Here is a 26,281-nt window from a genome sequence, read left to right on the forward strand (position 1 = left end):
CGCCACGTCCGGCGGCTCAGGGGCCGGAGCGGGCGCGGTCGGAGAGCGCGGCCAGCGTCGTGCCTGACGTCTCGAGCTCGCGCCGCAGGCGGGCCAGCTCGCGCGAGCGCACCGCCGTCACGCGGTTGAGCAGCTCCTGGAGGCGATCGCGCTCGGCGAGGCGTTCGCCGGGCTCGACCCGGCTGGGGCCCGCGCGCTCGACGACGAGCCGGCCGTCGACGACGAGGTCGCAGCGCGTCAGGGCCGGCTCGAGGGCGCGGACGCGGGCCGCCGACTCGACGGCGGTGGTGGTCCACGACTGGAGCAGGCCGCCGACGCGGTCGAGCTCGGTGGCGGCGCGGGTCACGAGGTCGCGCTCGTGGCCCGTGGGGTCGGGGGAGCCGGTGCGCCCGGCCCGTCGGGCGGCCGCGTCGAGGTCGACGACGAGGTCGGCGAGCCGACCGGCCTGCGTGCGCAGGGCGCCGCCGAGGGCCGACGTCGAGCCGGGGTCGCCTGGGGACAGGCTCATCGGGAGTCACCCGACCGCGTCGCGGGTCCCGGTGCGTCCGATCCGCCGTCGTCGGCGCCCTCGCGGGGTCGGTCGGGTGCGGCGCCGAGGTCGAGCAGCCGCTCCTCGAGGGCCTCCGAGAGGGCTCGGAGCGTGTCGGCCGCCTGCTCGACCCAGGTGTCCAGGGCGCGCTGCGTGGGCAGGTCGCCGAGGTCGGGCAGGTGCGTCAGCAGGTCGTCGGAGAGGGTCCGCGTCGTCGACCTCCCGGTCGCGAGGGCCCGGAGCGTCGCGGGGTCCGCAGCGCCCGGCACCCGGCTCCCCTCGGTCATGGGACCACTCTAGGGACTGCCCGCTCGGGCGCCGGGAGTTCTCCACCGGGTGTCCCGTCCGTCACTCGAGTCCCAGCCGCGCGGTGCCCGGCGGGGGTGGTTCGGGAGCGGGCGCGGACGGGGATAGGCTCACATGGTGAGATGCGCGGCACAACGACGTGTCGCCGCACAGGCCACACGGTGAGGATCCGACTACCGCATGTCAGCGTCACTCGAACAGTCTCGAATCGACGTCATGAAGGCCGCTGCCGCGGCAGTGGCGCCTCCCCCTCGACGGGGTCGAGGCCGATCCGGCGGGACGGCGTCCCGTGAGCTCGAGGAGTTCCTCCTCGCCTACTACCGTCTCGTCGCGACCGAGGACCTGCTGGCCCGCCCGGCGCGCGAGCTCGCGACGATCGCCACCGAGCACCGAGCCTTCGCCCAGGAGCGCCAGGTCGGCACCTTCAACGTGCGCGTGTTCAACCCGACCGCCGACGACGAGGGCTGGTCGACGGGACACACGGTCGTCCAGATCGTCGTGGACGACATGCCCTTCCTCGTCGACTCCGTCGTCGCCGCGCTCGGCGGCTTCGACCGCGGCGTGCACCTCATCGTGCACCCGCAGATGACCGTGTCCCGCACCATCACGGGCGAGCTCATGTCGGTCATCACCGACGGCTCGACCACCGTGCAGTCGAGCTCCGTCGGGCTCGTCCGCGAGTCGTGGATGCACCTCGAGATCGACCGGCTGCCAGCCGACGCCCTGCCCGACGTCGAGGCCCGCCTGCGCCACGTCCTCGAGAACGTCCGCGACTCCGTCGAGGACTGGCCCAAGATGCGCGCCCACGCTCTCACCATCGCGAGCGAGCTGCGCTCGGCGACGCCGCCCGGCACCGACCCCCACCAGGCGCGCGAGGCCAGCCGCTTCCTCGAGTGGCTCGCGCACAACAACTTCACCTTCCTCGGCTACCGCGAGTACTCCCTCGCGCACGAGGACGGCAAGGACGTGTCGCGCCAGGTCCCGGGCACCGGGCTCGGACTGCTGCGCTACGACCGGCCTTCTGCCGGAAAGGGACTCGTGCTCACGCCGGCTGCCAGCCGGGCCGCTCGTGACTCCACCATCCTCATCATCACCAAGGCCAACTCGCGCGCGACGGTCCACCGGGACGTCTACCTCGACTACATCTCGATCAAGCGCTTCGACGCCCGCGGCGAGTGCGTCGGCGAGCAGCGCTTCCTGGGCCTCTACGCCTCGGCCGCCTACAACGACACCATCCACGACATCCCGCTGCTCGACGTGCGCGCGCAGGAGGTGCTGCGCCTGACCGGCCTCAGCGCCGACAGCCACTCGGGCAAGGACATCCTCCAGATCCTCGAGACCTACCCCCGCGACGAGCTCTTCCAGACGAGCCCGGCACAGCTGGCCGAGATCGCGACGAGCGTGCTGCACCTCCAGGAGCGCCGCAAGACCAAGCTCTTCCTGCGCCGCGACGAGTTCGGCCGCTTCGTCTCCTGCCTCGTCTACCTGCCCCGCGACCGCTACAACACGACCGTGCGCCTGCGCATCGAGGCGATCCTGCTCGAGGCCTTCGGCGGCGAGAACATCGACAACACGACGCGGGTCAGCGAGTCCACGCTCGCCCGCCTCCACTTCGTCGTGCGGATGCCGACCGGCACCGACATCCCGGACATCGACGAGGTCGCCCTCGAGAAGCGCGTCATCGACGCGACCCGCACGTGGGACGAGGACCTCTCGGAGGCGCTCGGCCAGGCACGTGGGCTCGAGGGTGCGGCACGGACCATGGCGGCGTACGCCAAGGCCCTGCCCGAGGCGTACAAGGAGGACTTCGACGTCGAGACCGCGGTCGAGGACCTCGACCGCATCGACGCGCTCGGTGACGGCGACCGCACGACCGGGCTGCACCTCTACGACGACCCGGCGTCCGACGACCCGCGCGAGCGCCGCTTCAAGCTCTACCGCCGTGCGGACCTCTCGCTGACGCAGGTGCTGCCGCTCTTCACCCACCTCGGCGTCGAGGTGACCGACGAGCGCCCCTACGAGGTGCCCGGTCCCGACCGCCGCACGCTGCACATCTTCGATTTCGGGCTGTGTGCCGACGCCCGCACGTGGGGGTCCGGGGACGCGACCCTCGCCGGCGACGTCCGCGAGCGCTTCGAGGAGGCGTTCCGGGCCGTGTGGGACGGTCGGGCCGAGTCCGACGGCTTCAACGCGCTCGTGCTCGCGGCCGGGCTGACGTGGCGGCAGGTCGTCATCCTGCGCACCGTCGCCAAGTACCTCCGCCAGACCGGCTCGACCTTCTCGCAGGACTACGTCGAGTCGGCGCTCGTCGCCAACACCGGCATCGCCCGCAGTCTCGTCGAGCTCTTCGAGGCGCGCTTCGACCCGGACGCCTTCCCCGACACCGAGGCGGGTCACGACAAGCGAGCCGCCCGTCAGAAGCGCGTCGTGACGGCCATCAAGGAAGCCCTCGACGACGTCGCGAGCCTCGACCACGACCGCATCGTGCGAGCCCTGCTGGGCGTCATCCAGGCGAGCCTGCGCACGAACTTCTACCAGCCCGACGAGAACGGCCGCGCCAAGTCGTACGTCTCGCTCAAGCTCAACCCCAAGAAGGTCCCCGACCTGCCGGCGCCGCGGCCGATGTTCGAGATCTGGGTCTACAGCCCCCGGGTCGAGGGCGTGCACCTGCGCTTCGGCAAGGTGGCCCGCGGCGGCCTGCGCTGGTCCGACCGGCGCGAGGACTTCCGCACCGAGGTCCTCGGTCTCGTCAAGGCGCAGATGGTCAAGAACGCCGTCATCGTGCCGACCGGCAGCAAGGGCGGCTTCTACGCCAAGCAGCTGCCCGACCCGGCCGTCGACCGGGCGGCCTGGATGGACGAGGGCATCGCGTCCTACAAGCTCTTCATCTCCGGGCTGCTCGACCTCACCGACAACCTCGTCTCGGGTGCCGCGGTGCCGCCGCACCGGGTCGTGCGCCACGACGAGGACGACACCTACCTCGTCGTCGCGGCCGACAAGGGCACGGCGAAGTTCTCCGACATCGCCAACGGCCTCTCGGCGGACTACGGCTTCTGGCTCGACGACGCGTTCGCGTCCGGCGGCTCGGCCGGCTACGACCACAAGGGCATGGGCATCACGGCCCGCGGCGCGTGGGAGTCGGTCAAGCGCCACTTCCGCGAGCTCGGTGTCGACACCCAGACCCAGGAGTTCACGGTCGTCGGCGTCGGCGACATGAGCGGTGACGTCTTCGGCAACGGCATGCTCCTCTCGGAGCACATCCGCCTCCTCGCGGCCTTCGACCACCGGCACATCTTCGTCGACCCGGACCCCGACGCCGCCCGCTCGTACGCCGAGCGCCGGCGGATGTTCGACCTGCCCGGTTCGTCGTGGGCCGACTACGACGAGAAGCTCATCAGCAAGGGCGGCGGCATCTTCCCGCGCTCGGCCAAGTCGGTGCCGGTGAGCCCCGAGATGGTCGCCGCGCTGGGGCTGCGCTCCGGCACGAAGTCGATGACGCCGGCCGACCTCATGAAGGCCATCCTGCTCGCGCCCGTCGACCTGCTCTGGAACGGCGGCATCGGCACCTACGTCAAGGCCGCCGCCGAGACCAACTCCGAGATCGGCGACCGCGCCAACGACGCGATCCGCGTCAACGGCAGCGACCTGCGCTGCAAGGTCGTCGGCGAGGGCGGCAACCTCGGGGCGAGCCAGCTCGGCCGCATCGAGGCGGCGCTCGCGGGGGTCCGGGTCAACACCGACGCGATCGACAACAGCGCCGGCGTCGACACCTCCGACCACGAGGTCAACATCAAGATCCTGCTCACCGAGCTGACCCGCTCGGGCGAGCTGACGACGAAGCGCCGCAACACGCTCCTCGCCTCGATGACCGACGAGGTCGCCGAGCAGGTGCTCCGCGACAACTACGAGCAGAACGTCCTGCTCGGCAACGCCCGCGCACAGCAGCACGCGATGCTCGGCGTGCACGAGCGCCTCATCCAGTTCCTCGAGGCCAACGGCGACCTCGACCGCTCGCTCGAGTTCCTCCCGAGCGACGCCGAGATCGCGCGCCGCCAGAAGGACGGGCTCGGCCTGGCGTCGCCGGAGTTCTCGGTGCTCGTCGCCTACGCGAAGCTCTACCTCAAGAACCAGCTGATCACGACGGCCCTGCCCGACGACCCGTGGTTCGAGTCGACGCTGGCCGATTACTTCCCGAAGCCGTTGCGCGGCAAGTACGCCGAGGAGATCGGCGCGCACCCGCTGCGCCGCGAGATCATCACCAACGCGGTGGCGAACTCGATGGTCAACCGCGGCGGCATCACCTTCGCCTACCGGGCGGGAGAGGAGACGGGCGCCACCCCCGAGCAGGTCGCGCGTGCCTACGTCGTCTGTCGTGAGGTGTTCGACCTCGCCGGGTTCGTCCGCGGCGTCGAGGCCACCGACAACGTCGTGAGCACCGGGGCGCAGACGGCGCTCTACCTCGAGTTCCGTCGCCTCATCGACCGCTCGGTCCGCTGGTTCCTCACGTCCCGTCCCGCGACGCTCGACATCGCCGCTGAGGTGGCACGTTTCCGCCCCGGCATCGAGTCCTTCTCCGGTCGCATCGCCGAGCTGCTCCAGGGCAGCGAGCGCAGGCGCCTGCAGCGCCGGGCCAGCGAGCTCGAGGGCAAGGGTGTGCCGGAGGAGCTCGCGCTCGCCGCGGCGTCGCTGCTCGACCTCTACTCGCTGCTCGACTGCATCGAGATCGCCGAGGACACCGGCGAGAAGCTCGACGAGGTCGTCGGGGTCTACTTCCTGACGTCCGAGACCTTCTCGATCGACGCGATGCTGACGCGGGTCACGATGCTGCCGCGTGACGACCGCTGGGACGCCATGGCACGCGGTGCGCTGCGCGACGACCTCTACGCCGTCCTCGAGAGCCTGACCCGGTCGGTGCTCGAGGTGAGCAACCCGCGTCACGACGCCGGAGCCCGCCTCACCGAGTGGTCCGAGCTCAACGCCGACGCGCTCGGCCGGGCCCGCGCCGCGCTCGGCGGCATCGAGCGGATGAGCCACGCCGGCATCGCCGCGCTCTCGGTCGCGCTGCGCACCCTGCGCACCGTGACGAAGCCGGCCTCCTCGGGTGCGCCGGCTCCAGCGCCGACCTCGTCCTCGTCCTCGGAGCAGCCGACGCCGACGACGAAGCCGGCGACGAAGAAGGCCGCCGCGAAGGCGACGACGAAGAAGTCGGCCGCGAAGGCGACGACGAAGAAGTCGGCCGCGAAGGCGACGACGAAGAAGGCGGCGACCAAGCCGGCGGAGAAGACCGCGACGACGAAGGCGCCGGCGAAGAAGGTGGCACCTCGCGCCACCGCCGGCTCCCGCAGCTGAGCTGACGCCCGGACCCGCGGGTCGAGGTGTGCCGTCGCGCCGGGTCGCGACGCATCACCTCGACCCGCGCGAGCGGGGCCCGAGCAGGTGGGGTCAGGGCACGAGGCGTGGTGGTGGGAGCGGCATCGGAGGCGGGAGCGGACGCTGGGAGCGAGCGTCACGGCATACTCCCGCCGACGCTCCACGCCGCGAGCGCCGCCATGCCTCGCTCCCGACCCCGACGCCCGCGCGACGCGGGGCCGGCGCGGCTCACTAGGCTCGGGACGTGGCAACCCTGAGCGAGCTCCTGCGCGGGCGGACGAACCTGCCCGACCACGACGTCGAGTGGCTGCACCTGCTCGTCGGTGACTGGCAGCTCGTCGCCGACCTCTCCTTCGCCGACCTCGTGCTCTGGGTCCGGTCCATCAGCGACCGCTGGGAGGCCGTCGCCCACGTGCGCCCGACGACCGGCCAGCTCGTCTTCGTCGAGGACCAGGTCGGCCGCGTCGCCGATCCCGGCCGCACCCGTGACCTGCTCGACGAGGCGGCTGCCGAGCAGCGCATCCTGCGGGTGCGGCAGGTCGTCGTCCCCCACGAGCACGGAGCCGACCAGTCGGTGCGCGAGGAGTACATCCCCGTCGTCCGCGGCGGTCACGTCGTCGCCGTCCTGACGCGCCACACGAACCTCTGGACCACCCGCACACCGAGCCGCCTCGAGCTGACCTACCTCGCCACCGCCGACGCCCTGTGCCGCATGGTCACCGGGGGAGAGTTCCCGCACAGCGGCGCCCCGACCGGCCTGCGCCGCGGCGCGCCCCGCGTCGGTGACGGCGTCATCCGGCTGGACGTCGACGGCATCGTCACCTACGCCAGCCCGAATGCCGTCTCCGCCCTCCACCGGCTCGGGCACCTCGGCGAGGTGGTCGGGGCGAGCCTGGCCCAGATCGTCACCGACAACGTCCGCGAGTCCTACCCCGTCGACGAGGGGCTGCCGCTCGTCGTCACCGGCCGCCAGCCGTGGCGCACCGAGGTCGTCGCGGGCGGCACGACCGTCTCGATGCGCGCGATCCCGCTCACCGAGGCGGGGCAGCGCTTCGGGGCGATCGTGCTGATGCGCGACGTCGGCGAGCTGCGCCGGCGGGAGCGCGAGCTCATGACGAAGGACGCGACGATCCGCGAGATCCACCACCGCGTGAAGAACAACCTCCAGTCCGTGGCCGCCCTGCTCCGCCTCCAGTCGCGCCGGCTGCCCGACGGCGAGGCCAAGGTGGCGCTCGCCGAGGCCGAGCGCCGGGTCGGGACCATCGCCATGGTCCACGACCAGCTGAGCCAGGGCTTCGACGAGACCGTCGAGTTCGACACCATCGCCCAGCGCGGGCTCAACGCCGTCGTCGAGGTGTCGGCGAACGGCGCGCCCGTCCACACCGTCACCCAGGGGTCGTTCGGGCGCCTGCGCGCCGAGGACGCGACGTCACTGGCCATGATCATGAGCGAGCTCGTCCAGAACGCCATCGAGCACGGCCTCGGCGACGCCGGGGGAGAGGTGCGCATCTTCATCGACCGGCAGACCGACGAGCGGGGCCAGCAGATGGTCGCGGTCGCGGTCGAGGACGACGGCAAGGGCATCGACCCCGCGCGGCGTCCGGGGTCGGGCCTCGGGACCCAGATCGTCCAGTCGCTCGTCAGCGACCTCCAGGGCCGCATCTCGTGGGAGGCCGTCGTGCCGCACGGCACGCGGGCCCGGTTCACCGCGAGCCTCCGCCCGATCTCCTGAGCCCCGCCCGCCGGGGACGCCAGGACCGGTCGCCACGCGACGGCATACGCAGGCAGCCAAAAGCCCGGCGACCTGACGGTCACCGGGCTCGACGACGGTGGTCGTGCGGGGGCTCAGCCTGCGCGGCGGGCCCGCGCGTTGCGGCGCTTCAGGGCTCGGCGCTCGTCCTCGGAGAGGCCGCCCCACACGCCGGCATCCTGGCCGGTCTCGAGGGCCCACTTGAGGCAGGTGTCCATGACCGGACAGGTCCGGCACACAGCCTTCGCCTCCTCGATCTGCAGGATGGCCGGGCCGGTGTTCCCGATGGGGAAGAACAGCTCCGGATCGGCCTCCAGGCAGGCAGCGCGGTCGCGCCAATCCATGTGGATCGTGCTCCTTCATGTATGTCGGTTCGCACCGACGCCGGGTGTCGGTCGCGGTGCTTGTGCTCGGGGCGCCAGCGTCGTTGTCGGAGCCAAGTCATGGTGTCGTCGTGCACGGGGTGATGACCCCCTGACCAACGGAAACGCGCACGAAGTTGTTCCGTACGCGTTGAGGGCCATGAACCAGTGTGACCAGCAACCATGTCATGTTCAACGCCTTGGGCGCCGATCACACCAAGGATTGAGTCTATCGGCAGACGGCTCCCAGTTCCAGACCTCGGGGCCGTCGGGCGCCCCCACCACCCGCACGGACGGCCCGCAGCGGACGGATCGCTAGGCTGGCGGGGTGACCTCATCGACCTCCCCGAGCCGCGAGGTGCGCGGATCGCACCGTGCTGCAGGGCTGCTCACGCTCCTCGAGGCCCTCGCGGTCCTCGGCTTCGCCGCCTTCTACGTCTACGAGATGGTGACGGGCGCCACAGACGACGTCACGAGGGCGGCGACCTCAGGAGCCCTCATCCTGGTCTTCGGACTGGGTCTGCTCGCGCTCGCCCGGGGCTGGGCACGCGCCGCGGACTGGCCGCGCACGCCCACGGTGCTCTGGAACGCGCTCCTGCTGCCCGTCGCGTGGTCGCTCCACGAGTCGGACCGCACACCCGTGGCCCTGGCCGTGGGGCTCGTCGCGGTCGCGAGCATCGTGGCCGCGGTGGCGGCGCCGCGGCGCCGCGCCGACGCCGACACGGACGACGAGCGCGACACGGACGTCGTCAGCTGAGCGAGAGCCAGTCGTTCCAGCCGTTGTGGAGCACGAGCCACGCGATGAGGCCGTAGCCCGCCTGGCCGGGATGCGCCCGGTCGGGGCTCGCCGCGAGGTCGGCTATCCACTGGTCGTGCGTGGCGAGGGGCCGGTAGCAGTCGACGTAGGTGATGCCGCGGCGCGAGCACACGTCGGCCTGGGCCTCGGCCAGCGCCTCGATCTTGCGGTTCATCTCGTCGTCGAGGGTTGGCGTCAGGCCGACGACGAAGACGCCGATCCCGGCGTTGGTCGCCTCGTCGAGGACGTTGGCGAGGTTGAGCCGCGAACGGGCCATCGTCATGCCCGACACGACGTCGTTGATGCCCACGTTGAGCACGAGCCGGCGCTCGGCGCGGCCCTTCCAGCGGGGGTGGCACTCGGCGCCCCAGCGGGCCACGACGTCGCCCGACGTGTTGCCCCGGACACCGAGGTTGTACGCGGTGAGGTCGAGGTCGGGGTGCTGCGTGCGGGCGACGACGCGCCCGACCCAGCCCAGACCCTTGGGGTCGCCGTAGCCGGCGGTCATCGAGGCGCCGACGAAGACCATCCCGACGTCGCGGATCCCGTCGGCGACCGTGAACTCGGCGCTCGGCGCGTAGTACGGGTCCTCGGCCGGTGCGGCGTCGACAGCGGACTCCGCGGGGGCGGCAGGCGCGGTGGGTGCGGTGGGCTCGGGAGCGGACGCGGCGGCATACCGCCCCGGGGCGTCGTTGGTGAACTGGGTGTGGGACGAGGGGTAGGCGGGGCCCACGCCGTAGGGCTCCCTCGGTGCGTCGGCGTGCGTCTCGGCCCTGTCGCTGCGGTCGCTCACGTGCTCAGTCCTCGTCGTCGTCCAGTCGGGCGAGCCACGTCGCGAGTCGCTCGACCGGCACCTCGAACTCGGGGTTGAGGTCGACGAAGGTGCGCAGCTGCTCGGCGAGCCACTCGATGGTGACCTCGTCCTCGCCGCGACGCGCCGCCAGCTCCTCGATGCCCCTGTCGGTGAAGTACACGATGGGAGGTTATCGCGTGCCGGGGTGGGGTCGGCGGAGGCGGGCCGAGGACCGGGCACATCGCCCGCTGTGCTGCGAAGACACGCCCGCGTATGCCGTCACGCCCGGGACGCAGCGGAGGGACCCCGCCGTCGTGGCGGGGTCCCTCCGGTGCTCGGTCGCCCGGGCGGGCGGACGCCGGCTCAGCGACCGAACGCGCGCTCCATGAGCTCGGCCTGCTCGGCCGCGTGCTTCTTCGAGGAGCCGGTGGCCGGGGAGGCCGCGGCCTTGCGGGCCACGACGCGCCAGGGGCGGGTCTCGCCCAGGTCGCAGAGGTCCTCGTGGAGCCACTGCGCCATGAGCGGCCACGCGCCCTGGTTGCGCGGCTCGTCCTGGACCCACATGAGCTCGGCACCGGGGTACCTCGCCGCGGCGTCGGTCATCTCCTTCTCGGGGATCGGGTAGAGCTGCTCGACGCGGATGACAGCCGTCGAGGTGTCGCCACGCTTCTCGCGCTCGGCGTCGAGCTCGTGGACGATCTTGCCGCTCGCGAAGAGCACGCGCGTCACGTTCTGGGTCACGCCCTCGTGGTCGGCCAGGACCGGCTGGAAACCGCCCTGCGTGAACGCCTCGACCGGGCTGGCCGCCGCCTTGCTGCGCAGCATCGACTTCGGCGTGAAGACGACGAGCGGCGTGCGCGGACGGGCGTACGCCTGACGGCGCAGCAGGTGGAAGTAGCTCGCGGCCGTCGACGGGTAGGCGACCGTCATGTTGTTCTCGGCGCACAGCTGCAGGTAGCGCTCGATGCGCGCCGAGCTGTGGTCCGGCCCCTGGCCCTCGTAGCCGTGGGGCAGGAGCAGCACGACGGAGCTGCGCTGGCCCCACTTCTGCTCGGAGCTGGAGATGAACTCGTCGACGATCGTCTGCGCGCCGTTGCCGAAGTCGCCGAACTGCGCCTCCCAGAGCACGAGCGCGTCGGGGCGCTCGACGGAGTAGCCGTACTCGAAGCCCATCGCGGCGTACTCAGACAGGAGCGAGTCGTAGACCCAGAAGCGGGCCTGGCCCTCGCCAAGGTAGAGGAGCGGCGTCCACTCCTCCGCGTTGTCCTTGTCGATGAGCACCGCGTGGCGCTGCACGAACGTGCCGCGGCGGCTGTCCTGCCCGGCGAGCCGGATCGGGGTGCCCTCCTTGAGGAGCGTGCCGAAGGCGAGCAGCTCGGCCATCGGCCAGTCGATGCCGCCCTCGTGCACCATCTGGGCGCGCTTGTCCATGAGCTGCTTGAGCTTCGGGTGGATCGTGAAGCCGTCGGGCGGGCTCGCGAACGTCTCGCCGATGTGGACGATCTCGCTGGCCGGGACGCCCGTCTCGGTGGCCGAACGCACCGGGGCCTCGTCGTCCTGCACCTGCGCGGTCGGCCGCTCGAGACCGGCGTTGTCGGGGGCGTCGGAGTCGCGGTCGCGGGGGACGGCCGGGGCACCGGCCTGCGCCTTCTTGGCCTCACGGGTCTCGACGAAGACCCGCTCGAGCTGCTGCTGGTAGTCGCGCAGCGCGGCCTCGGCGTCCTCGACGCTGATGTCGCCACGGCCGATCAGCGACTCGGTGTAGAGCTTGCGGACCGAGCGCTTGGCCTCGATGAGGTTGTACATGAGCGGCTGCGTCATCGACGGGTCGTCGCCCTCGTTGTGACCGCGTCGGCGGTAGCACACCATGTCGATGACGACGTCCTTGTTGAACTCCTGGCGGAACTCGTAGGCCAGCTCGGCCACGCGTACGCAGGCCTCCGGGTCGTCGCCGTTCACGTGGAAGATCGGTGCCTGGATCATCCGCGCGACGTCGGTCGAGTAGACCGACGAGCGCGAGCTGCTCGGCGAGGTCGTGAAGCCGACCTGGTTGTTGATGACGACGTGGATCGTGCCGCCGGTGCGGTAGCCGCGCAGCTGCGAGAGGTTGAGCGTCTCGGCGACGACGCCCTGGCCGGCGAAGGCCGCGTCACCGTGCATCAGCACGGGCAGGACGGTGAACGACTCGCCCGCGAGGTTGAGCCGGTCCTGCTTGGCCCGGACGATCCCCTCGAGCACCGGGTTGACGGCCTCGAGGTGCGAGGGGTTGGCGGCGAGGTAGACCTTGGTCTTGCTGCCGTCCTCGGAGACGAACTCACCCTCGGTGCCGAGGTGGTACTTCACGTCTCCCGACCCCTGGACCGATTTGGGATCCTGGGTGCCCTCGAACTCGCGGAAGATCTGGCCGTAGGACTTGCCGGCGATGTTGGCGAGCACGTTGAGGCGGCCACGGTGCGGCATGCCGATGCAGACCTCGTCGAGGTTCTCGCTCGCGGCGCGGCACAGGATCCGGTCGAGGAGGGCGATGACGGACTCGCCGCCCTCGAGCGAGAAGCGCTTCTGCCCGACGAACTTCGTCTGGAGGAAGGTCTCGAAGGCCTCGGCGGCGTTGAGGCGGCGCATGATCCGCATCTGCTCGTCGCGGTTGGCCTTCTCATAGGGCCGCTCGACCTTGTTCTGGATCCACTTGCGCTGGTCGGGGTCCTGGATGTGCATGTACTCGATGCCGACCGTGCGGCAGTACGAGTCGCGCAGGATGCCGAGGATCTTGCGCAGCTTGAGGAACGGGTAGCCGCCGAACCCTCCGGTCGCGAAGGTGCGGTCGAGGTCCCAGAGGCTCAGGCCGTGCGTCGTGACGTCGAGGTCGTGGTGCCGGCGCTGCTTGTACTCGAGCGGGTCGGTGTCGGCCATGAGGTGGCCGCGCACGCGGTACGCGTGGATGAGCTCCTGCACGCGGGCGACCTTGTTGATGTCGTCGTCGTGCGAGGAGTCGACGTCCTGGATCCAGCGGATCGGCTCGTAGGGGATGCGCAGCGACTCGAAGATCTCGTCGTAGAAGCGGTTGTCGCCGAGGAGCAGCTGGTGGATGATCCGCAGGAAGTCACCGCTCTGGGCGCCCTGGATGATCCGGTGGTCGTAGGTCGAGGTGAGCGTGAGGATCTTGCTCACGGCGTTCTTGTTGAGCGTCTCGTTGCTCGCGCCCTGCCACTCGGCGGGGTAGTCGAGGGCGCCGACGCCGATGATGGCGCCCTGGCCCTTCATGAGACGCGGGACCGAGTGCACGGTGCCGATGCCGCCGGGGTTGGTCAGCGAGATCGTCGTGCCCTGGAAGTCCTCGACCGTCAGCTTGTTGCCGCGGGCCTTGCGGACGATGTCCTCGTAGGCGGTCCAGAAGTGGACGAAGTCCATCTCCTCGGCCGACTTGATCGACGGCACGACGAGCGTGCGGCTGCCGTCGTCCTTCTGCAGGTCGATGGCGAGGCCGAAGTTGACGTGGGCCGGCACGACGAGGGCGGGCTTGCCGTCCTTCTCCGTGAAGCCGTTGTTCATCTCGGGCATCAGCGCCAGGGCCTTGACCATGGCGTAGCCGATGAGGTGCGTGAAGCTCACCTTGCCGCCGCGCGAGCGGGCCAGGTGGTTGTTGACGACGACCCGGTTGTCGATGAGCAGCTTGGCCGGGACGGCGCGCACGCTCGTCGCGGTGGGGACGGTGAGCGAGACCTCCATGTTGGACACGACGCGCGAGGACGCGCCACGCAGCGGGGTCACCCGGTCGTCGTTGACCGGGCCGGTGCCCTTGACGGCCGGGATGTCACGCGGCTTCGGGGCCTCGGCGGTCGGCTCGGCCTTGGGCTCGCTCTTCGGCTCGCTCTTGGGCTCGGCCTTGGCCGCCGGAGCGACCGGAGCCGCCGGAGCCGCCGGAGCCGCCGGCGCGGCCGGAGCCTTTGCGGCGGGGGCCGGCGCTGCCGCCGGCGCGCTCTTCGCCGCCGGAGCGGGAGCGGGCGCGGGGCTCTTCGCCGGGGCACCGTTGGCCGACCCGTTGGCCGCAGGCGTACCGGTCTTCTGGGTCTGCGTCTTCGTCGCGGTCGCCGTGCGGCCCGGGGCCGCGCTCGCGTCGGCCTCACCCGGCCGGTAGTCCTCGAAGAACCCCCACCAGGCCTTGTCGACCGACGACTTGTCGGTCAGGAACTGCTGGTAGAGCTCGTCGACGAGCCATTCGTTCGGCCCGAATGCTGCAATCGGGTCACCGGACGTGGACTGATCGGACACGGCGAATGCGCCTCTTTCGTTTGGCTCGGGTGCGTCGTTGCCTATACAGGGGTCAAGCCTAGACCCGTATGGTCCGATACCGGACGGGGGCTCGGATGTCGAGCCCGTCGGGCAGCGAGGCGTTCGTCACGTCCGCGCGGCAGGCGCCACGGGTCCCGTCCGGGGGCGTTCGCCGACAGGCCGCCGAAGGGCCGCGGACCAGGGGGTCAGCCGTCAGCTGATGTCGGCGCGCAGCGTGCGCCACGTCCCCAGCCCGGCCATCACGGCGGCATACGCCATGAGCACGAGCGCGCCCGCCCACCAGGAGAGCTGGTCGACCGGCTGGCCGTCGAAGCCGCCGCTCGTCTGCTCGAGCATGGCGCTCGTGGCGCGGCTCGGGAGGTAGGGCGAGATGCTCTTGCCCCAGTCGGTCAGGGCGAGCACGAGCCCCAGCACCGGCTCGACGATCCACGCCACGGCGACGGAGATGAGCAGCGCGGCGACCTGGTTGGGGATGAGGATTCCGGCGCCGAGCCCGATGAGGGCCCAGAGTCCGAGCACGAGCAGGGAGAGCGCGAGGGTGCGCCAGATGGCCGGGTCGGCGAAGGGGGCGACACCCTTGGAGGTCAGCACGAGGGTGCCCGCGCCGACCGCGCCCGCGAGCGAGAGCAGCCCGTAGAGCACCCCGATCGCCAGCAGTGAGATGACCTTGGCGGCCATGACGCGACCGCGCCGGGGGATCGCCAGGAAGGTCGCGGTGATCGTCTGGTGGCGGTACTCCGAGCCGATCGTGAGCACGCCGATCGACAGTGTCAGGAGGTAGCCGACCTGCAGGCCGCCCGTGAAGACGGCCTTGGAGATGGCGACGTCGGTGGTGGGAGCCGCCGCGGCCTGGGGCCCGCGCAGGGCGTCGCTCGTGAACACGAAAGCGAAGAGGACGGCGAACGCCGCACCGCTGAGGAACACGGCGATGGCCATGCCCCACCAGAGGCGGGTCGTGAAGAGCTTGCGGAGCTCGGCCCGCACCGCCGCCGTCATCGCGCGTCTCCTTCGTGGTCGGTGTGGTCGGCGGGGGCCGCCGGCGGAGTGGGCTCGACGAGCAGGGCGGGGTCGATCGGGGGCCCGCTCGGCGGGGGCAGGTCGCCGGGCACCCCACCCGCCGCGGGGGCGTCGAGACCGAGGAGGCGGTTGCGGTGCGCCTCGTCCTCGGTGAGGTTGAAGAAGAGCTCCTCGAGGTGGGTCTGCTCGCTGCGCAGCTCGTGGATCGCGACGTCGCTGGCGTGGGCGACGTCGCCGACGACGGCGAGGTCCTCGGTCGTCACGCGCAGCCCGCGCCCGCTCGGCGTGACCGAGAGCCCGCGCCCGCGCAGCGCCTCCGAGAGGCGGTCGGGGTCGGACGTGCGGACGTACGCCGTGGGCTCGCCGCGCAGCTCGGCGACGGTGCCCTGGGCGACCCGCTGGCCGTTGGCGATGATGACGACGTCGTCGACCGTCTGCTCGACCTCGGAGAGCATGTGGCTCGAGATGAGCAGCGTGCGGCCCTCGTCGGCGAGCTGGCGCAGGAAGCCGCGCAGCCACCGGATGCCCTCGGGGTCCAGCCCGTTGGCCGGCTCGTCGAGGATGATGACGCGCGGGTCGCCGAGCAGGGCGCCAGCGAGGCCGAGCCGCTGGCGCATGCCCATCGAGTAGCCGCCCGCACGCTTGCGCGCGGCGGCCGGGATGCCCACGAGCTCGAGCAGCTCGTCGACGCGCGAGTCGGGGACCCCGGCGACGGCGGCCTGCACCCGCAGGTGGTTGCGCCCCGTCCGACCGGGGTGGAAGTTCGTCGCCTCGAGGGCCGACCCGACGACGGTGAGCGGGTTGGCGATCTCGGCATAGCGGTGGCCGTCGATCGTCGCCGTGCCGGCCGTGGCGCGCACGAGGCCGAGCAGCATGCGCAGCGTGGTGGTCTTGCCGCTGCCGTTAGGCCCGAGGAACCCGGTCACGCGCCCCGGCTCGACGTCGAAGTCGAGGTGGTCGACGGCGGTGAGGGAGCCGAACCGCTTCGTCAGCCCGCGCACCTCGATGCGTCCGGTGAACTCCGGTCGTCCGTGCACCACCGTGCTCCCTCCGTCGGCCCGCGCGGGCGTCACGGCCCCGCCGTGATGGGCCCAACTCAACCACACCGCCCACGCTCTCCACACGGAGGTCAGCGAGGGCGGTCCGGCCCGCCGCGGGGGGCGGCGCCTCCCTATAGTTGGGCGCACCATGACCTCCCTTCGCGACCAGGGGCCGGCCACCCCCGCCACCAGCCAGGTCACCCCTCCCGACACCGTCGGCAGGACCGGACGGGCGGCGCGGCCGTGACCGAGTGGCTCCTCGTCCTCGGCGCGGTCCTGCTCACCGCCGGCACCGCGCTCTTCGTCGCGGCGGAGTTCTCCCTCGTGGCCCTCGACCGGCCCACCGTCCAGCGGGCCATCGACGAGGGCGACTCGCGGGCCCGCGTCGTGCTCCAGTCGCTCAAGCAGCTCTCGACCCAGCTGTCGGCGGCCCAGGTCGGCATCACCATCACCACCCTCGTCGTCGGCTACCTCGCCCAGCCCTCGATCGGGGTCCTCGTCGCTGGCCCCCTCGAGGCCCTGGGCCTCGGTCCGGGCATGGTCGACGCGGTCTCGAGCGCTCTCGCGCTCCTGCTGGCGACGATCTTCTCGATGGTCTTCGGCGAGCTGCTGCCGCAGTTCCTCGGCATCTCCGCACCGCTCGCGACGGCGAAGGTCGTCGCGCTGCCGGTCCGCGTCTTCGCCGTCGTCGCCAAGCCGCTCATCATCGTGCTCAACGGCTCGGCCAACGCCTTCCTGCGCTCCCTCGGCATCGAGCCGCAGGAGGAGCTGTCGGGGGCGCGCACGCCGCAGGAGCTCGCGAGCCTCGTGCAGCGATCGGCCGAGGCCGGCACCCTCGACATCACGACCGCGCGGATGCTGACGCGCTCGCTCGGCTTCGGCGAGCGCACGGCCGACGACGTCATGACCCCGCGCGTTCGCTGCACCGGCATCCACCGCGAGGAGTCCGCCGACGACGTCCTGCGGCTCTCGCGCCGCACCGGTCACTCGCGTTTCCCGGTCCTCGGCGAGGACTGGGACGACATCGACGGCGTCGTCCACGTCAAGAAGGCGATGGCGGTGCCGCACGAGCGCCGCAAGGACGTCCCGGTCTCGGCCCTGATGTCCGACCGCCTCGTCGTGCCCGAGACGATCCGCCTCGACCCGCTGCTGCGCGAGCTGCGCGAGGGCGGCTTCCAGATGGCCGTGGTCGTCGACGAGTACGGCGGCACCTCGGGCATCGTCACGCTCGAGGACGTCGTCGAGGAGATCGTCGGCGAGGTGTCCGACGAGCACGACCGCAGCCGCCAGGGAGGTCGTGAGCTCATCGACGGGTCGTGGACCGTGCCCGGCCTCTGGCGCCCCGACGAGGTGCGTGACGCCTTCGACGCCGACGTCCCCGACGGGTCGACCTACGAGACGATGGGCGGCTTCGTCATGACGAGCCTCGGCCGCGTCCCCGTCGTGGGTGACGTCGTGCGGCTGCCCGGCTGGCGGATCAACGTCGTGGGCATGGAGGGGCGCCGGGTCGACCGCCTGCGGTTCGTGCCCGACCCGGAGTCGCTGCCCCAGGCAGTCGACGACGTGGGCTCGGCCGACACGGCGGGCCCCACCGGGCGTATGCCGTCCGCCGGGGCCCCGGGGGACGGCTCGTGAGCGGCGCCTGGGTCTGCCTCGTCTCGGTGTTCCTCCTCCTCGGCAACGCCTTCTTCGTCGGCGCCGAGTTCGCGGCCATGGCAGTGCGCCGCTCGACCCTCGAGCCGATGGCCGACGCCGGCAGCAAGCGGGCGCAGTCGTGCCTGCTGGCGCTCGAGCGGCTCGGGTCGATGCTCGCGACCGCCCAGCTGGGCATCACCGTGTGCTCGGTCGGTCTCGGGGCGCTCGCCGAGGCCGCCCTGCACCACCTGCTCGAGCCGATCTTCCACGGCTGGGGCCTCTCCGACGCGTGGGCGAGCGGCGTGGCGCTGGCGCTCGCGCTCCTCATCGTGTCCTACCTGCACGTCGTCGTCGGCGAGATGATCCCGAAGAACCTCGCCATCGCCGGGCCCGACCGCGCGGCGCTCGCGCTCGTGCCGCCGCTCTTCTTCATCGCGAGCGCCCTGCGCCCGATCATCCACGCGATGGAGACGGTCGCGAAGGGCCTGGTGCGTCTCTTCCGGGTCGAGCCCAAGGACGAGATCACGTCGGCGTTCACCGTCGAGGAGGTGGCCCACATCGTCGGTGAGTCCCGCCGTGAGGGCCTCATCGAGGAGGAGCGGCACGGCCTCGTCTCCAAGACGCTCGAGTTCTCCGACAAGCGGGCCCGCGAGGTGGCGGTCGACGTGCGGTCGCTGACGACGGTCGAGCTGGGCGCGACGCCCGCCGACATCGAGCGGCTCGTCGCCAAGCAGGGCTTCTCGCGCTACCCGGTGCGTGACGCAGCGGGCGAGATCGCCGGCTACCTCCACCTCAAGGACATCCTCTATGCCGACGACGAGCGGCACGAGCAGCCGATCCCGCCCAAGCGGATCCGCCGGCTCGCGACCGTGCGCGAGGACGACGACATCGAGGACGTACTCGCCACGATGCAGCTGACCGGGGCCCACCTCGCGCGGGTCATCGACGACGACGCCGCCGTGAAGGGCGTCGTGTTCCTCGAGGACGTCCTCGAGGAGCTCGTCGGCGAGGTCACCGACACGACCCAGCGCTGAGCGGTGGTGCCGCGCCGGCGCGCACCTCCTCAGTCCGGTCGGCGCTCCAGCCAGTCGAGGTATGCCGTGCCGCGCGGTGAGAGCTCGTAGCCGACGTCGTGGCTGATGGTCAGGCCGAGGGCCTTGAGCTTGCGGATGTCGACCTTCATCGGGAGCAGCTCGACGCCGCGCAGGGCCGCGAGCTCCTTGGAGACGACGTGCGGGTTGTCCCGGATCCACTCGAGGATCTCGCGGGTCCACGCCCCCGTCGGACGGGCGTCGAGCCGGTACAGCCGGGTTGCGATGTCGCGCAGGGTCTCGTCGTCGGGCAGGCTCTCGCGCAGGGCGATCCGCGGGTCCTCGCCGGCCCAGCTGAGTCGGATGCGGTAGACCGTGTCGCCGCCGCGGCCACCGCGTGGGGACGGCTTACGTTCCCTCGGGGCGAGGAACTTCCGGAGGGTGGTGAGGTCCTTGACACCCGCCGTCCGCGCGTCGCGCTCGGTGAGGCGGTCGGGGTCGCGCACCCGGCTCACGGCGTCGAAGCGCACCAGCCCCGCCGGGGTCAGCTGCACGCCGCCGACCTTGACGCGTGGGGCGTCCCATCGGCGGAAGGCCTGCGTCACGGTGCCGGCTCGGATGGCGTCGGCGACGGGCTTGGAGATGAGCACGCCTCATCGTGGCACGTGCCCTGCCACGGTGGCCTGCTCGCTCAGCCACACGCGTACGAGCCCTCAGGGGGCGTGCCTGCCGTGGTCAGGCGCGAGCGGCCTTGCGGATGAAGGCGATTCCCGGGTGCACGTGGACCTCGGCGATGTCGGGCTGGACGAGGACGTCGGGCCGTGGCCCCCAGTCCGCGTGGTCGACGTAGATCGGGTCGTCGACCTGCGCGTCGCTCACGAGGGCGGCCAGCAGGCCGACGGCCGTCGTGGAGTCGGCGGGGATCATCCCGCGGAAGTCGGGCCAGTAGCTCGTCGAGAGGTCCTCGAGGACGTACCAGCCTCCGGGGGCCACCGCGGGGAAGAGCGCCCGGAAGCTCGTCCACTGGTGCTCGCCGACGTGGGACCCGTCGTCGATGACGACGTCGAGCCGGCCGCCGAGCGCGTCGCCGACACCGGCGAGGTCGTCGGCCGAGGACTGGTCGGCCTGGAAGAACCGCACCCTCGACCCGAGCTCGACCACCTTGGGGGCGATGTCGACCCCCGCGACGACCGAGCGCGGGAAGTAGTCGCGCCACAGCTTGAGCGACCCGCCCGGCACCGGCGACTCGTAGTTGCCCACGCCGATCTCGACGACGACGTTGCGCCGCATCCGGATCGGCCCGAGGTAGCGGGCGTAGAACGGCAGGTAGCCGTGCGTCGTCTTGTCGGTGCCGCCGTAGCAGCGCGCGGTCCAGTAGGGCTGGTTCACTGCCCCGAGGGCCAGGCCGACGGGGCGATGTCGAGCGGCGTCCCTGACGAGACGTCGGATGGTGGGCTGCATCGACGCAGTCTGACCGACGACGGCCCCGTGCGGGGCGCTAACGACGGACGGCCGAGACGCACGCCATCGGGACCGTGAGCTCGAGGGCGCCCTGCTCGGCGGCGACGGCGTCGAGTCGGTCCGCCACGAGGTCGAGGACGCGGTCGCCCTCCGGCTCCGGCACGACGGAGCGCCAACCCGCCACGAAGCCGAGCCGCACGAACCAGTGGGCGAGCAGGGCCCGACCGTCGGCGAAGCGCATCCGGAACGTGTCCGTCGCGACGTCGACGACCTCGAGACCGGCCTCGGCCAGCTGGGCGGACACCGACTCCACGGTCGCCCGGTGCTGCTCCTGCGCGTCGAGGGCGGGCCGGTGTGCCTCGAGACCGAGCTCGGACAGCACTCCCCGGTAGGCGGCATATACCTGCTCCATGTGGCCGACGAGGTTCGTCGTCGTCACGAGGACCCCGCCGGCGCGCAACACCCGTGCGCACTCCCGGAGCACGGCTGCGGGGTCGTCGAGGTTGTTGATGCCGAGGTTGGAGACGACGAGGTCGACGGACGCGTCGGCCAGGGGGAGCCGCTCGGCCGGGGTGACGACGAGGTCGACGTTGGCGAGCCCGAGGAAGGCGACCTTGTCGGCGAGGCGCTCCATCGCCGCAGCCCACGGGTCCACGGCGGTGACGTGCGACTCGGGTCCGCAGCGCTGCGCGAGCTCGACGGTGACGAACCCCGTGCCGGCGCCGACGTCGACGACGACCTGGCCGCGGCGCAGGGGCACCCGGTCGAGGAGCATGAGCCCGAACGGCGCCGACCAGAGCGGCAGCTCGTCGTAGTGGGCCGCGACCTCGGGGGTGGACCAGTCGATGTCCTCATGGGGCGTCACGCCGCCATCGTGGCAGTCGCACGGGCCGGGAGGGTGCCGGGGCGGGGGTGCATTGAGCGTCGGCGCCGGTCTGCTGCTAATCTCACCGGGCGCACGAAAGTGCGTGCCGCCCCCGTAGCTCAGGGGATAGAGCACCGCCCTCCGGAGGCGGGAGCGCAGGTTCGAATCCTGCCGGGGGCACACTCCGGGCCCAGTCACGGACCGACGCGAAGCGCGGTCCAGGGCTGGGCCCTTTCATGTCCCCTCAGCGTCGGGGAGTCGTCCCCCGACGAACGAGGAGGACGTCGGAGTCCTGTCGGGGGCACTCGTAGACTCGCCCCATGACGCCGGAGCAGCTGCGCGCCCTCCTCGAGGAGGTCGCCGCGCAGGCGGCCCGGACGGGGGAGCTGCCCGACGAGGCGCAGGCCGGACCTCCCGTCGGTCCCCTCTTCCGGCCCACCGACACCAGGGTCGCCGGAGTCGTCGCCGACTGGGTGACGCCGGTGGCCCAGCGCTGGGCTCCCCAGATCGACATCGAGCCGCGCGACCTGGCGCGCGTGCTCGCCCAGGGCCTGACCCGCCAGAAGCCGGTGGCCGCGGTCGAGGTCGCGCCGACGGGGCTCATCGCCCTCACCCTCGAGGACTCCGCGCGTTCCGCGATCGTCCCGCTCGTGATCGAGCAGCAGGACCACTACGCCCTCGCGGCGGGCGGGTCCCGGCACGACGTCGTCGAGGCGCCGGGTGTCCGGGCCGCGGACGACCCCGTCCGCACCGCGCAGCTCGCCCACGCCCGGCTGTGCCGCATCATCCGCAACGCGGAGGCCGCGGGCGTCGACCGGCGTCCCTCGACGCGGCTCGGCGAGCTGACGCACGTGGCCGAGCGCCATCTCCTCGTCGCCCTCGCCGACCTGCCGCAGCGCCTCGCGACGCATGCCGACGACGAGGTCCAGCAGCGGCGCGCCGTGATCGACCTCGCAGCGCTCGCCGATGCGTGGGACCACCCCGTCCGGCCGACCGTCGTGGGGGTGCACCCCCAGTCGGTCCACGGTGCCCGGCTGCTCCTCGCCGAGGCGGTCCGCATCGTCTTGCGCAATGGACTGACCCGCCTCGGGGCGGCGGCCCCGGAGAGGATGTAGGCATGCGCGCACACGAAGCCGGAGCGCTGCACGCCGAGGGCTATCGCGGCCCCGCGTGGCTCCAGACCCCCGTCGACGTCAACGCCCTCGTCCCGTCGCTCTGGGCGACGTCCGTCGGGCGGGGGAGCGACGGCGCCCTCACGGTCGGTGGGGTGAGCGTGACCGAGCTGGCACGCGAGTTCGGCACGCCGGCATACATCATCGACGAGGACGACTTCCGTTCGCGCGCAAGGGATTTCAAGCAGACGTATGCCGAGGTGTTCGACGGCCTGTCGGGTGGCGCCGACGTGTTCTACGCCGGCAAGGCGTTCCTCTGCACCGAGGTCGCGCGGTGGGTCCACGACGAGGGCCTGCACCTCGACGTGTGCACGGGCGGCGAGCTCGCGGTGGCCAAGCGGGCCGGTGTCCCCGGCGACCGGATCGGCCTGCACGGCAACAACAAGAGCGTCGCCGAGATCCGCGACGCCCTCGACTACGGCGTGAGCCGCATCGTCATCGACTCCTTCGACGAGATCGACCGCGTCGCCGCGGTCGCCACCGAGCTCGGGGTCGTCGCGCCGGTCCTCATCCGCGTCACGGTCGGGGTCGAGGCCCACACGCACGAGTTCATCGCGACGGCGCACGAGGACCAGAAGTTCGGTCTGTCCCTGTCGGGCGGTCACGCCTTCGAGGCGGCGCGTCGCATCCTCGACAAGCCGGAGTCGCTGCGCCTGCTCGGCCTGCACAGCCACATCGGCTCGCAGATCTTCGACACCGCCGGCTTCGAGGTGTCCGCCCGGCGCATCATCGGCCTGCACACCCAGATCGCCCGCGACCTCGGCGTCGAGCTGCCTGAGCTCGACCTGGGCGGCGGCTTCGGCATCGCCTACACGACCGAGCACGACCCCCTGCCGCCGAAGAACCTCGCGGCCGGGATGGCCGAGATCATCGAGCGCGAGTGCCGCGCCGAGCAGGTCGCCGTGCCGCGGATCTCCGTCGAGCCCGGTCGTGCCATCGCGGGACCCACCACCTTCACGCTCTACGAGGTCGGCACCGTCAAGCCCGTCGACCTCGACGGGGGCGCCCAGCGCGTCTACGTCTCCGTCGACGGCGGCATGAGCGACAACGTCCGCACCGCCCTCTACGACGCCAACTACTCGTGCACGGTCGCGGGCCGCGCCTCGACGGCGCCCCCCGTGCTCGCCCGCGTCGTGGGCAAGCACTGCGAGAGCGGCGACATCGTCGTCAAGGACGAGTTCCTCCCCGCCGACGTCGCCGCGGGCGACCTCATCGCCGTCCCCGGCACCGGCGCCTACTGCCGCTCCCTGTCGAGCCAGTACAACCACACGCCCCGGCCACCCGTCGTGGCGGTCCGTGACGGGGTGGCCCGGGCCATCGTCCGGCGCGAGACGATCGACGACCTGCTCGCCCTCGACCTCTGATGCGTTCTGCAGATCCTGCGTCACCGATGTCCGGATCGCGAAACAATGACCGTCCAGCACCCGGACAGACGGCAGGATTCGCACCGTGACCAGCGCCGTGAGTGACCCCCAGCCGTTGCGCGTCGCCCTCCTCGGGGCCGGCGTCGTGGGCGGAGCCGTCGCGCGCCTGCTCACCGAGCACGCGGACGACATGGCGGCCCGCGTCGGGGCGCCGCTCGAGATCGTCGGCATCGCGGTGCGTCGCGCCGGCCGCGACCGGGCGTCCCTCGGGGTCGACCCGGCCCTCTTCACGACCGACGCCGAGGACCTCGTGACCCGGGCCGACGTGGTCGTGGAGGTCATCGGCGGCATCGAGCCGGCCCGATCGCTCATCCTGCGTGCCATGGAGCACGGCGCGTCGGTCGTCACGGCCAACAAGGCGCTCCTCGCGGAGGACGGGCCCGCCCTCTACGCCGCGGCCGCGGCACACGGCGTCGACCTCTACTACGAAGCCGCCGTCGCCGGGGCCATCCCGCTGCTGCGCCCGCTGCGCGAGTCCCTCGCCGGCGACGAGGTGCGCAAGGTGCTCGGCATCGTCAACGGCACGACGAACTACGTCCTCGACAAGATGGACACGACGGGTGCCGGGTTCGCCGACGCGGTCGAGCAGGCGCAGGCCCTCGGCTACGCCGAGGCCGACCCGACGGCCGACGTCGAGGGCTTCGACGCCGCGGCCAAGGCCGCCATCCTGGCCTCGCTCGCCTTCCACACCCGGGTCTCGGGCACCGACGTCTATCGCGAGGGCATCACCGAGGTGTCGGCCGCCGATGTCGCCGCCGCCCGCGAGATGGACTCCGTCGTCAAGCTGCTCGCGATCTGCGAGCGGACCGACAAGGGCGTCAGCGTGCGCGTGCACCCGGCGATGATCCCGCGGTCGCACCCGCTCGCCGGGGTCCGTGAGGCCTTCAACGCCGTCTTCGTCGAGGCGGATGCGGCCGGGGAGCTGATGTTCTACGGCAAGGGCGCCGGGGGTGACCCGACAGCCTCGGCCGTGCTCGGTGACCTCGTCGCCGTCGCGCGCCACCGTGTCGGCGGGGGTCTGGGGCCGGGGGAGTCGAGCTACGCCGACCTGCCCGTCCTGCCCATGGGCGACGCCTGGACGAGGTACCACATCAGCCTCGACGTCGAGGACCGCTCCGGTGTGCTCGCCCAGGTCGCGGCGGCCTTCGCCGACCACGACGTGTCGATCGAGACGGTGCGCCAGCAGCTCGTCCCCGCGGGTGACGGCGAGAGCGCCCGCGCCAACCTCATCATCGTCACGCACTCCGCGAGCGACGCCGCTCTCTCGTCCACGGTCGAGCGACTGCGCACGCTCGACGTCGTCCGTGGTGTCAACTCCGTGATGCGCGTGGAAGGCTCGTGATGGCCCACCAGTGGCGCGGAGTGATCCGCGAGTACGCCGACCGCCTCCCCATGCTCGAGGGCGCGCCCGTCATCACGCTCCACGAGGGCGGCACTCCGCTCATCCACGCCGAGAAGCTCTCCGAGCGGGTCGGCGCGGAGGTCCACCTCAAGTACGAAGGCCTCAACCCCACCGGCTCGTTCAAGGACCGCGGCATGACGACCGCGATCAGCGTCGCGGCCCGCAAGGGCGCGAAGGCCGTCATCTGCGCGAGCACGGGCAACACGAGCGCGTCGGCCGCGGCCTACGCGACGAAGGCCGGCATGACGTGCGGCGTCCTCGTACCCGACGGCAAGATCGCCATGGGCAAGCTGAGCCAGGCGATCGCGCACGGGGCGACCCTGCTCCAGGTCGACGGCAACTTCGACGACTGTCTGACGCTCGCCCGCAAGCTCGCCGAGGCCTACCCCGTCGAGCTCGTCAACTCGGTCAACCCGGCGCGGATCGAGGGGCAGAAGACCGCGAGCTTCGAGGTCGTCGACGCGCTCGGCGACGCCCCTGACATCCACTGCCTTCCCGTCGGCAACGCCGGCAACATCACGGCCTACTGGCGCGGCTACCGCGAGTACCTCGCCGAGCCCGTCACCGACGCGCCGGCCGGTCCGGCGACGCACCTGCCGATGATGTGGGGGTTCCAGGCGGCCGGCGCGGCGCCGATCGTCCTCGGCCACCCCGTCGACCACCCCGAGACCATCGCGACCGCCATCCGCATCGGCAACCCGGCGTCCTGGGAGCAGGCGGTGGCCGCCCGCGACGAGTCCGGCGGCCGCATCGACGCCGTCACCGACGAGCAGATCCTCGAGGCGCACCGCTACCTGTCGTCGCAGGAGGGCGTCTTCGTCGAGCCCGGCTCGGCCGCCTCGGTCGCGGGTCTGCTGGCGAGCCACGCCGCCGGCTTCGTCCCGTCGGGCGCGCGCATCGTCTGCACCGTCACCGGCCACGGCCTCAAGGACCCCCAGTGGGCGCTCCGCACCGCCGACGGGAGCGACGTCGTGCCGACCCGTGTCTCCGTCGACGCGTTCACGGCGGCCCAGGCTCTCGGCCTCGAGGACTGACCGC

Annotated in this window: 20 protein-coding genes and 1 tRNA gene; 10 read left to right on the forward strand and 11 right to left on the reverse strand. The window is 72.0% G+C overall.

The features are described from left to right. Positions 1–16: 16 nt before the first annotated feature. Positions 17–508 carry a hypothetical protein gene (locus tag ASD90_RS07225; protein WP_056753364.1) on the reverse strand — a complete coding sequence of 164 codons (492 nt, stop codon included), beginning with the start codon at positions 506–508 and terminating at the stop codon, positions 17–19. Then, the gene (locus ASD90_RS07230; protein WP_056753367.1) at positions 505–816 is read right to left on the reverse strand and encodes a hypothetical protein; all 312 of its coding nucleotides are present in this window, start codon (positions 814–816) and stop codon (positions 505–507) included. The genes ASD90_RS07225 and ASD90_RS07230 overlap by 4 nt, the downstream gene beginning before the upstream one ends. Before the next feature lie 235 nt (positions 817–1,051). Between ASD90_RS07230 and ASD90_RS07235 the strand changes: the two genes are divergently transcribed. Together ASD90_RS07235 and ASD90_RS07240 are read left to right on the forward strand one after the other, a co-directional pair. Continuing rightward, complete coding sequence (locus ASD90_RS07235; protein ID WP_056753368.1) at positions 1,052–6,184, forward strand: NAD-glutamate dehydrogenase; 5,133 nt, start codon at positions 1,052–1,054, stop codon at positions 6,182–6,184. A gap of 265 nt (positions 6,185–6,449) precedes the next feature. Beyond that, the gene (locus tag ASD90_RS07240; protein WP_056753370.1) at positions 6,450–7,937 is read left to right on the forward strand and encodes a sensor histidine kinase; all 1,488 of its coding nucleotides are present in this window, start codon (positions 6,450–6,452) and stop codon (positions 7,935–7,937) included. Between the two features lie 113 nt (positions 7,938–8,050). Here ASD90_RS07240 and ASD90_RS07245 read toward each other — a convergent pair whose 3' ends face one another. Further along, complete coding sequence (locus ASD90_RS07245; RefSeq protein WP_020142976.1) at positions 8,051–8,299, reverse strand: WhiB family transcriptional regulator; 249 nt, start codon at positions 8,297–8,299, stop codon at positions 8,051–8,053. Positions 8,300–8,645: 346 nt separating this feature from the next. On the opposite strand from ASD90_RS07245, the gene ASD90_RS07250 reads away from it, so the two are divergent. Next, positions 8,646–9,074, forward strand: a complete 429-nt coding sequence (locus tag ASD90_RS07250) for a hypothetical protein (protein WP_235506417.1) — start codon at positions 8,646–8,648, stop codon at positions 9,072–9,074. On the opposite strand, the gene ASD90_RS07255 is transcribed toward ASD90_RS07250, so the two are convergent. The 5 genes from ASD90_RS07255 to ASD90_RS07270 form a co-directional block, all read right to left on the reverse strand. Next, positions 9,067–9,906, reverse strand: coding sequence for a GDSL-type esterase/lipase family protein (locus ASD90_RS07255; protein ID WP_056753373.1), 840 nt, complete (start codon positions 9,904–9,906; stop codon positions 9,067–9,069). The two genes, ASD90_RS07250 and ASD90_RS07255, sit on opposite strands and share 8 nt — an antisense overlap. A 4-nt stretch (positions 9,907–9,910) precedes the next feature. Continuing rightward, positions 9,911–10,087 (reverse strand): DUF6104 family protein, encoded by a 177-nt coding sequence (locus tag ASD90_RS23935; protein WP_020142973.1) that lies wholly within the window; start codon positions 10,085–10,087, stop codon positions 9,911–9,913. A gap of 182 nt (positions 10,088–10,269) precedes the next feature. Further along, positions 10,270–14,175, reverse strand: coding sequence for a multifunctional oxoglutarate decarboxylase/oxoglutarate dehydrogenase thiamine pyrophosphate-binding subunit/dihydrolipoyllysine-residue succinyltransferase subunit (locus ASD90_RS07260; RefSeq protein WP_056753376.1), 3,906 nt, complete (start codon positions 14,173–14,175; stop codon positions 10,270–10,272). Between the two features lie 213 nt (positions 14,176–14,388). Continuing rightward, complete coding sequence (locus ASD90_RS07265) at positions 14,389–15,192, reverse strand: ABC transporter permease subunit (protein WP_056753380.1); 804 nt, start codon at positions 15,190–15,192, stop codon at positions 14,389–14,391. Continuing rightward, entirely contained in the window at positions 15,189–16,250 is a 1,062-nt protein-coding gene (locus tag ASD90_RS07270; RefSeq protein ID WP_235506418.1) for an ABC transporter ATP-binding protein, read from the reverse strand. Before ASD90_RS07270 ends, ASD90_RS07265 begins: the two co-directional genes overlap by 4 nt. A gap of 246 nt (positions 16,251–16,496) precedes the next feature. Here ASD90_RS07270 and ASD90_RS07275 point away from each other — a divergent pair, with 246 nt between their 5' ends. Together ASD90_RS07275 and ASD90_RS07280 are read left to right on the forward strand one after the other, a co-directional pair. Next, a complete protein-coding gene (locus ASD90_RS07275) occupies positions 16,497–17,888 on the forward strand; it encodes a hemolysin family protein (protein WP_056753386.1) in 1,392 nt (463 codons plus the stop codon). Next, positions 17,885–18,922 (forward strand): hemolysin family protein, encoded by a 1,038-nt coding sequence (locus ASD90_RS07280; RefSeq protein WP_056753390.1) that lies wholly within the window; start codon positions 17,885–17,887, stop codon positions 18,920–18,922. The genes ASD90_RS07275 and ASD90_RS07280 overlap by 4 nt, the downstream gene beginning before the upstream one ends. 29 nt (positions 18,923–18,951) lie before the next feature. On the opposite strand, the gene ASD90_RS07285 is transcribed toward ASD90_RS07280, so the two are convergent. From ASD90_RS07285 to ASD90_RS07295, 3 genes are all read right to left on the reverse strand, one after another. Next, positions 18,952–19,569: a hypothetical protein gene (locus ASD90_RS07285; RefSeq protein WP_056753393.1), complete on the reverse strand. Its 618-nt coding sequence runs from the start codon at positions 19,567–19,569 to the stop codon at positions 18,952–18,954. A gap of 85 nt (positions 19,570–19,654) precedes the next feature. Further along, positions 19,655–20,380: a hypothetical protein gene (locus tag ASD90_RS07290; protein ID WP_157623039.1), complete on the reverse strand. Its 726-nt coding sequence runs from the start codon at positions 20,378–20,380 to the stop codon at positions 19,655–19,657. Between the two features lie 37 nt (positions 20,381–20,417). After that, complete coding sequence (locus ASD90_RS07295) at positions 20,418–21,245, reverse strand: class I SAM-dependent methyltransferase (protein ID WP_200958547.1); 828 nt, start codon at positions 21,243–21,245, stop codon at positions 20,418–20,420. Positions 21,246–21,353: 108 nt separating this feature from the next. Here ASD90_RS07295 and ASD90_RS07300 point away from each other — a divergent pair. The 5 genes from ASD90_RS07300 to thrC all read left to right on the forward strand — a co-directional run bounded on the left by ASD90_RS07300 (position 21,354) and on the right by thrC (position 26,277). Next, positions 21,354–21,425: transfer RNA gene (locus tag ASD90_RS07300), tRNA-Arg, on the forward strand. A 140-nt stretch (positions 21,426–21,565) separates the two neighbouring features. Further along, a complete protein-coding gene (locus tag ASD90_RS07305) occupies positions 21,566–22,360 on the forward strand; it encodes a DALR anticodon-binding domain-containing protein (protein ID WP_056753399.1) in 795 nt (264 codons plus the stop codon). Positions 22,361–22,362: 2 nt separating this feature from the next. Continuing rightward, the gene (lysA, locus tag ASD90_RS07310; RefSeq protein WP_056753402.1) at positions 22,363–23,781 is read left to right on the forward strand and encodes a diaminopimelate decarboxylase; all 1,419 of its coding nucleotides are present in this window, start codon (positions 22,363–22,365) and stop codon (positions 23,779–23,781) included. An 85-nt stretch (positions 23,782–23,866) separates the two neighbouring features. Further along, positions 23,867–25,183 (forward strand): homoserine dehydrogenase, encoded by a 1,317-nt coding sequence (locus ASD90_RS07315; RefSeq protein ID WP_200958548.1) that lies wholly within the window; start codon positions 23,867–23,869, stop codon positions 25,181–25,183. After that, positions 25,183–26,277 (forward strand): threonine synthase, encoded by a 1,095-nt coding sequence (gene thrC / locus ASD90_RS07320; RefSeq protein WP_056753405.1) that lies wholly within the window; start codon positions 25,183–25,185, stop codon positions 26,275–26,277. The genes ASD90_RS07315 and thrC overlap by 1 nt, the downstream gene beginning before the upstream one ends. The last annotated feature ends 4 nt before the right edge of the window (positions 26,278–26,281 follow it).

This window comes from Terrabacter sp. Root181, assembly GCF_001428505.1.
Lineage (GTDB): Bacteria > Actinomycetota > Actinomycetes > Actinomycetales > Dermatophilaceae > Terrabacter.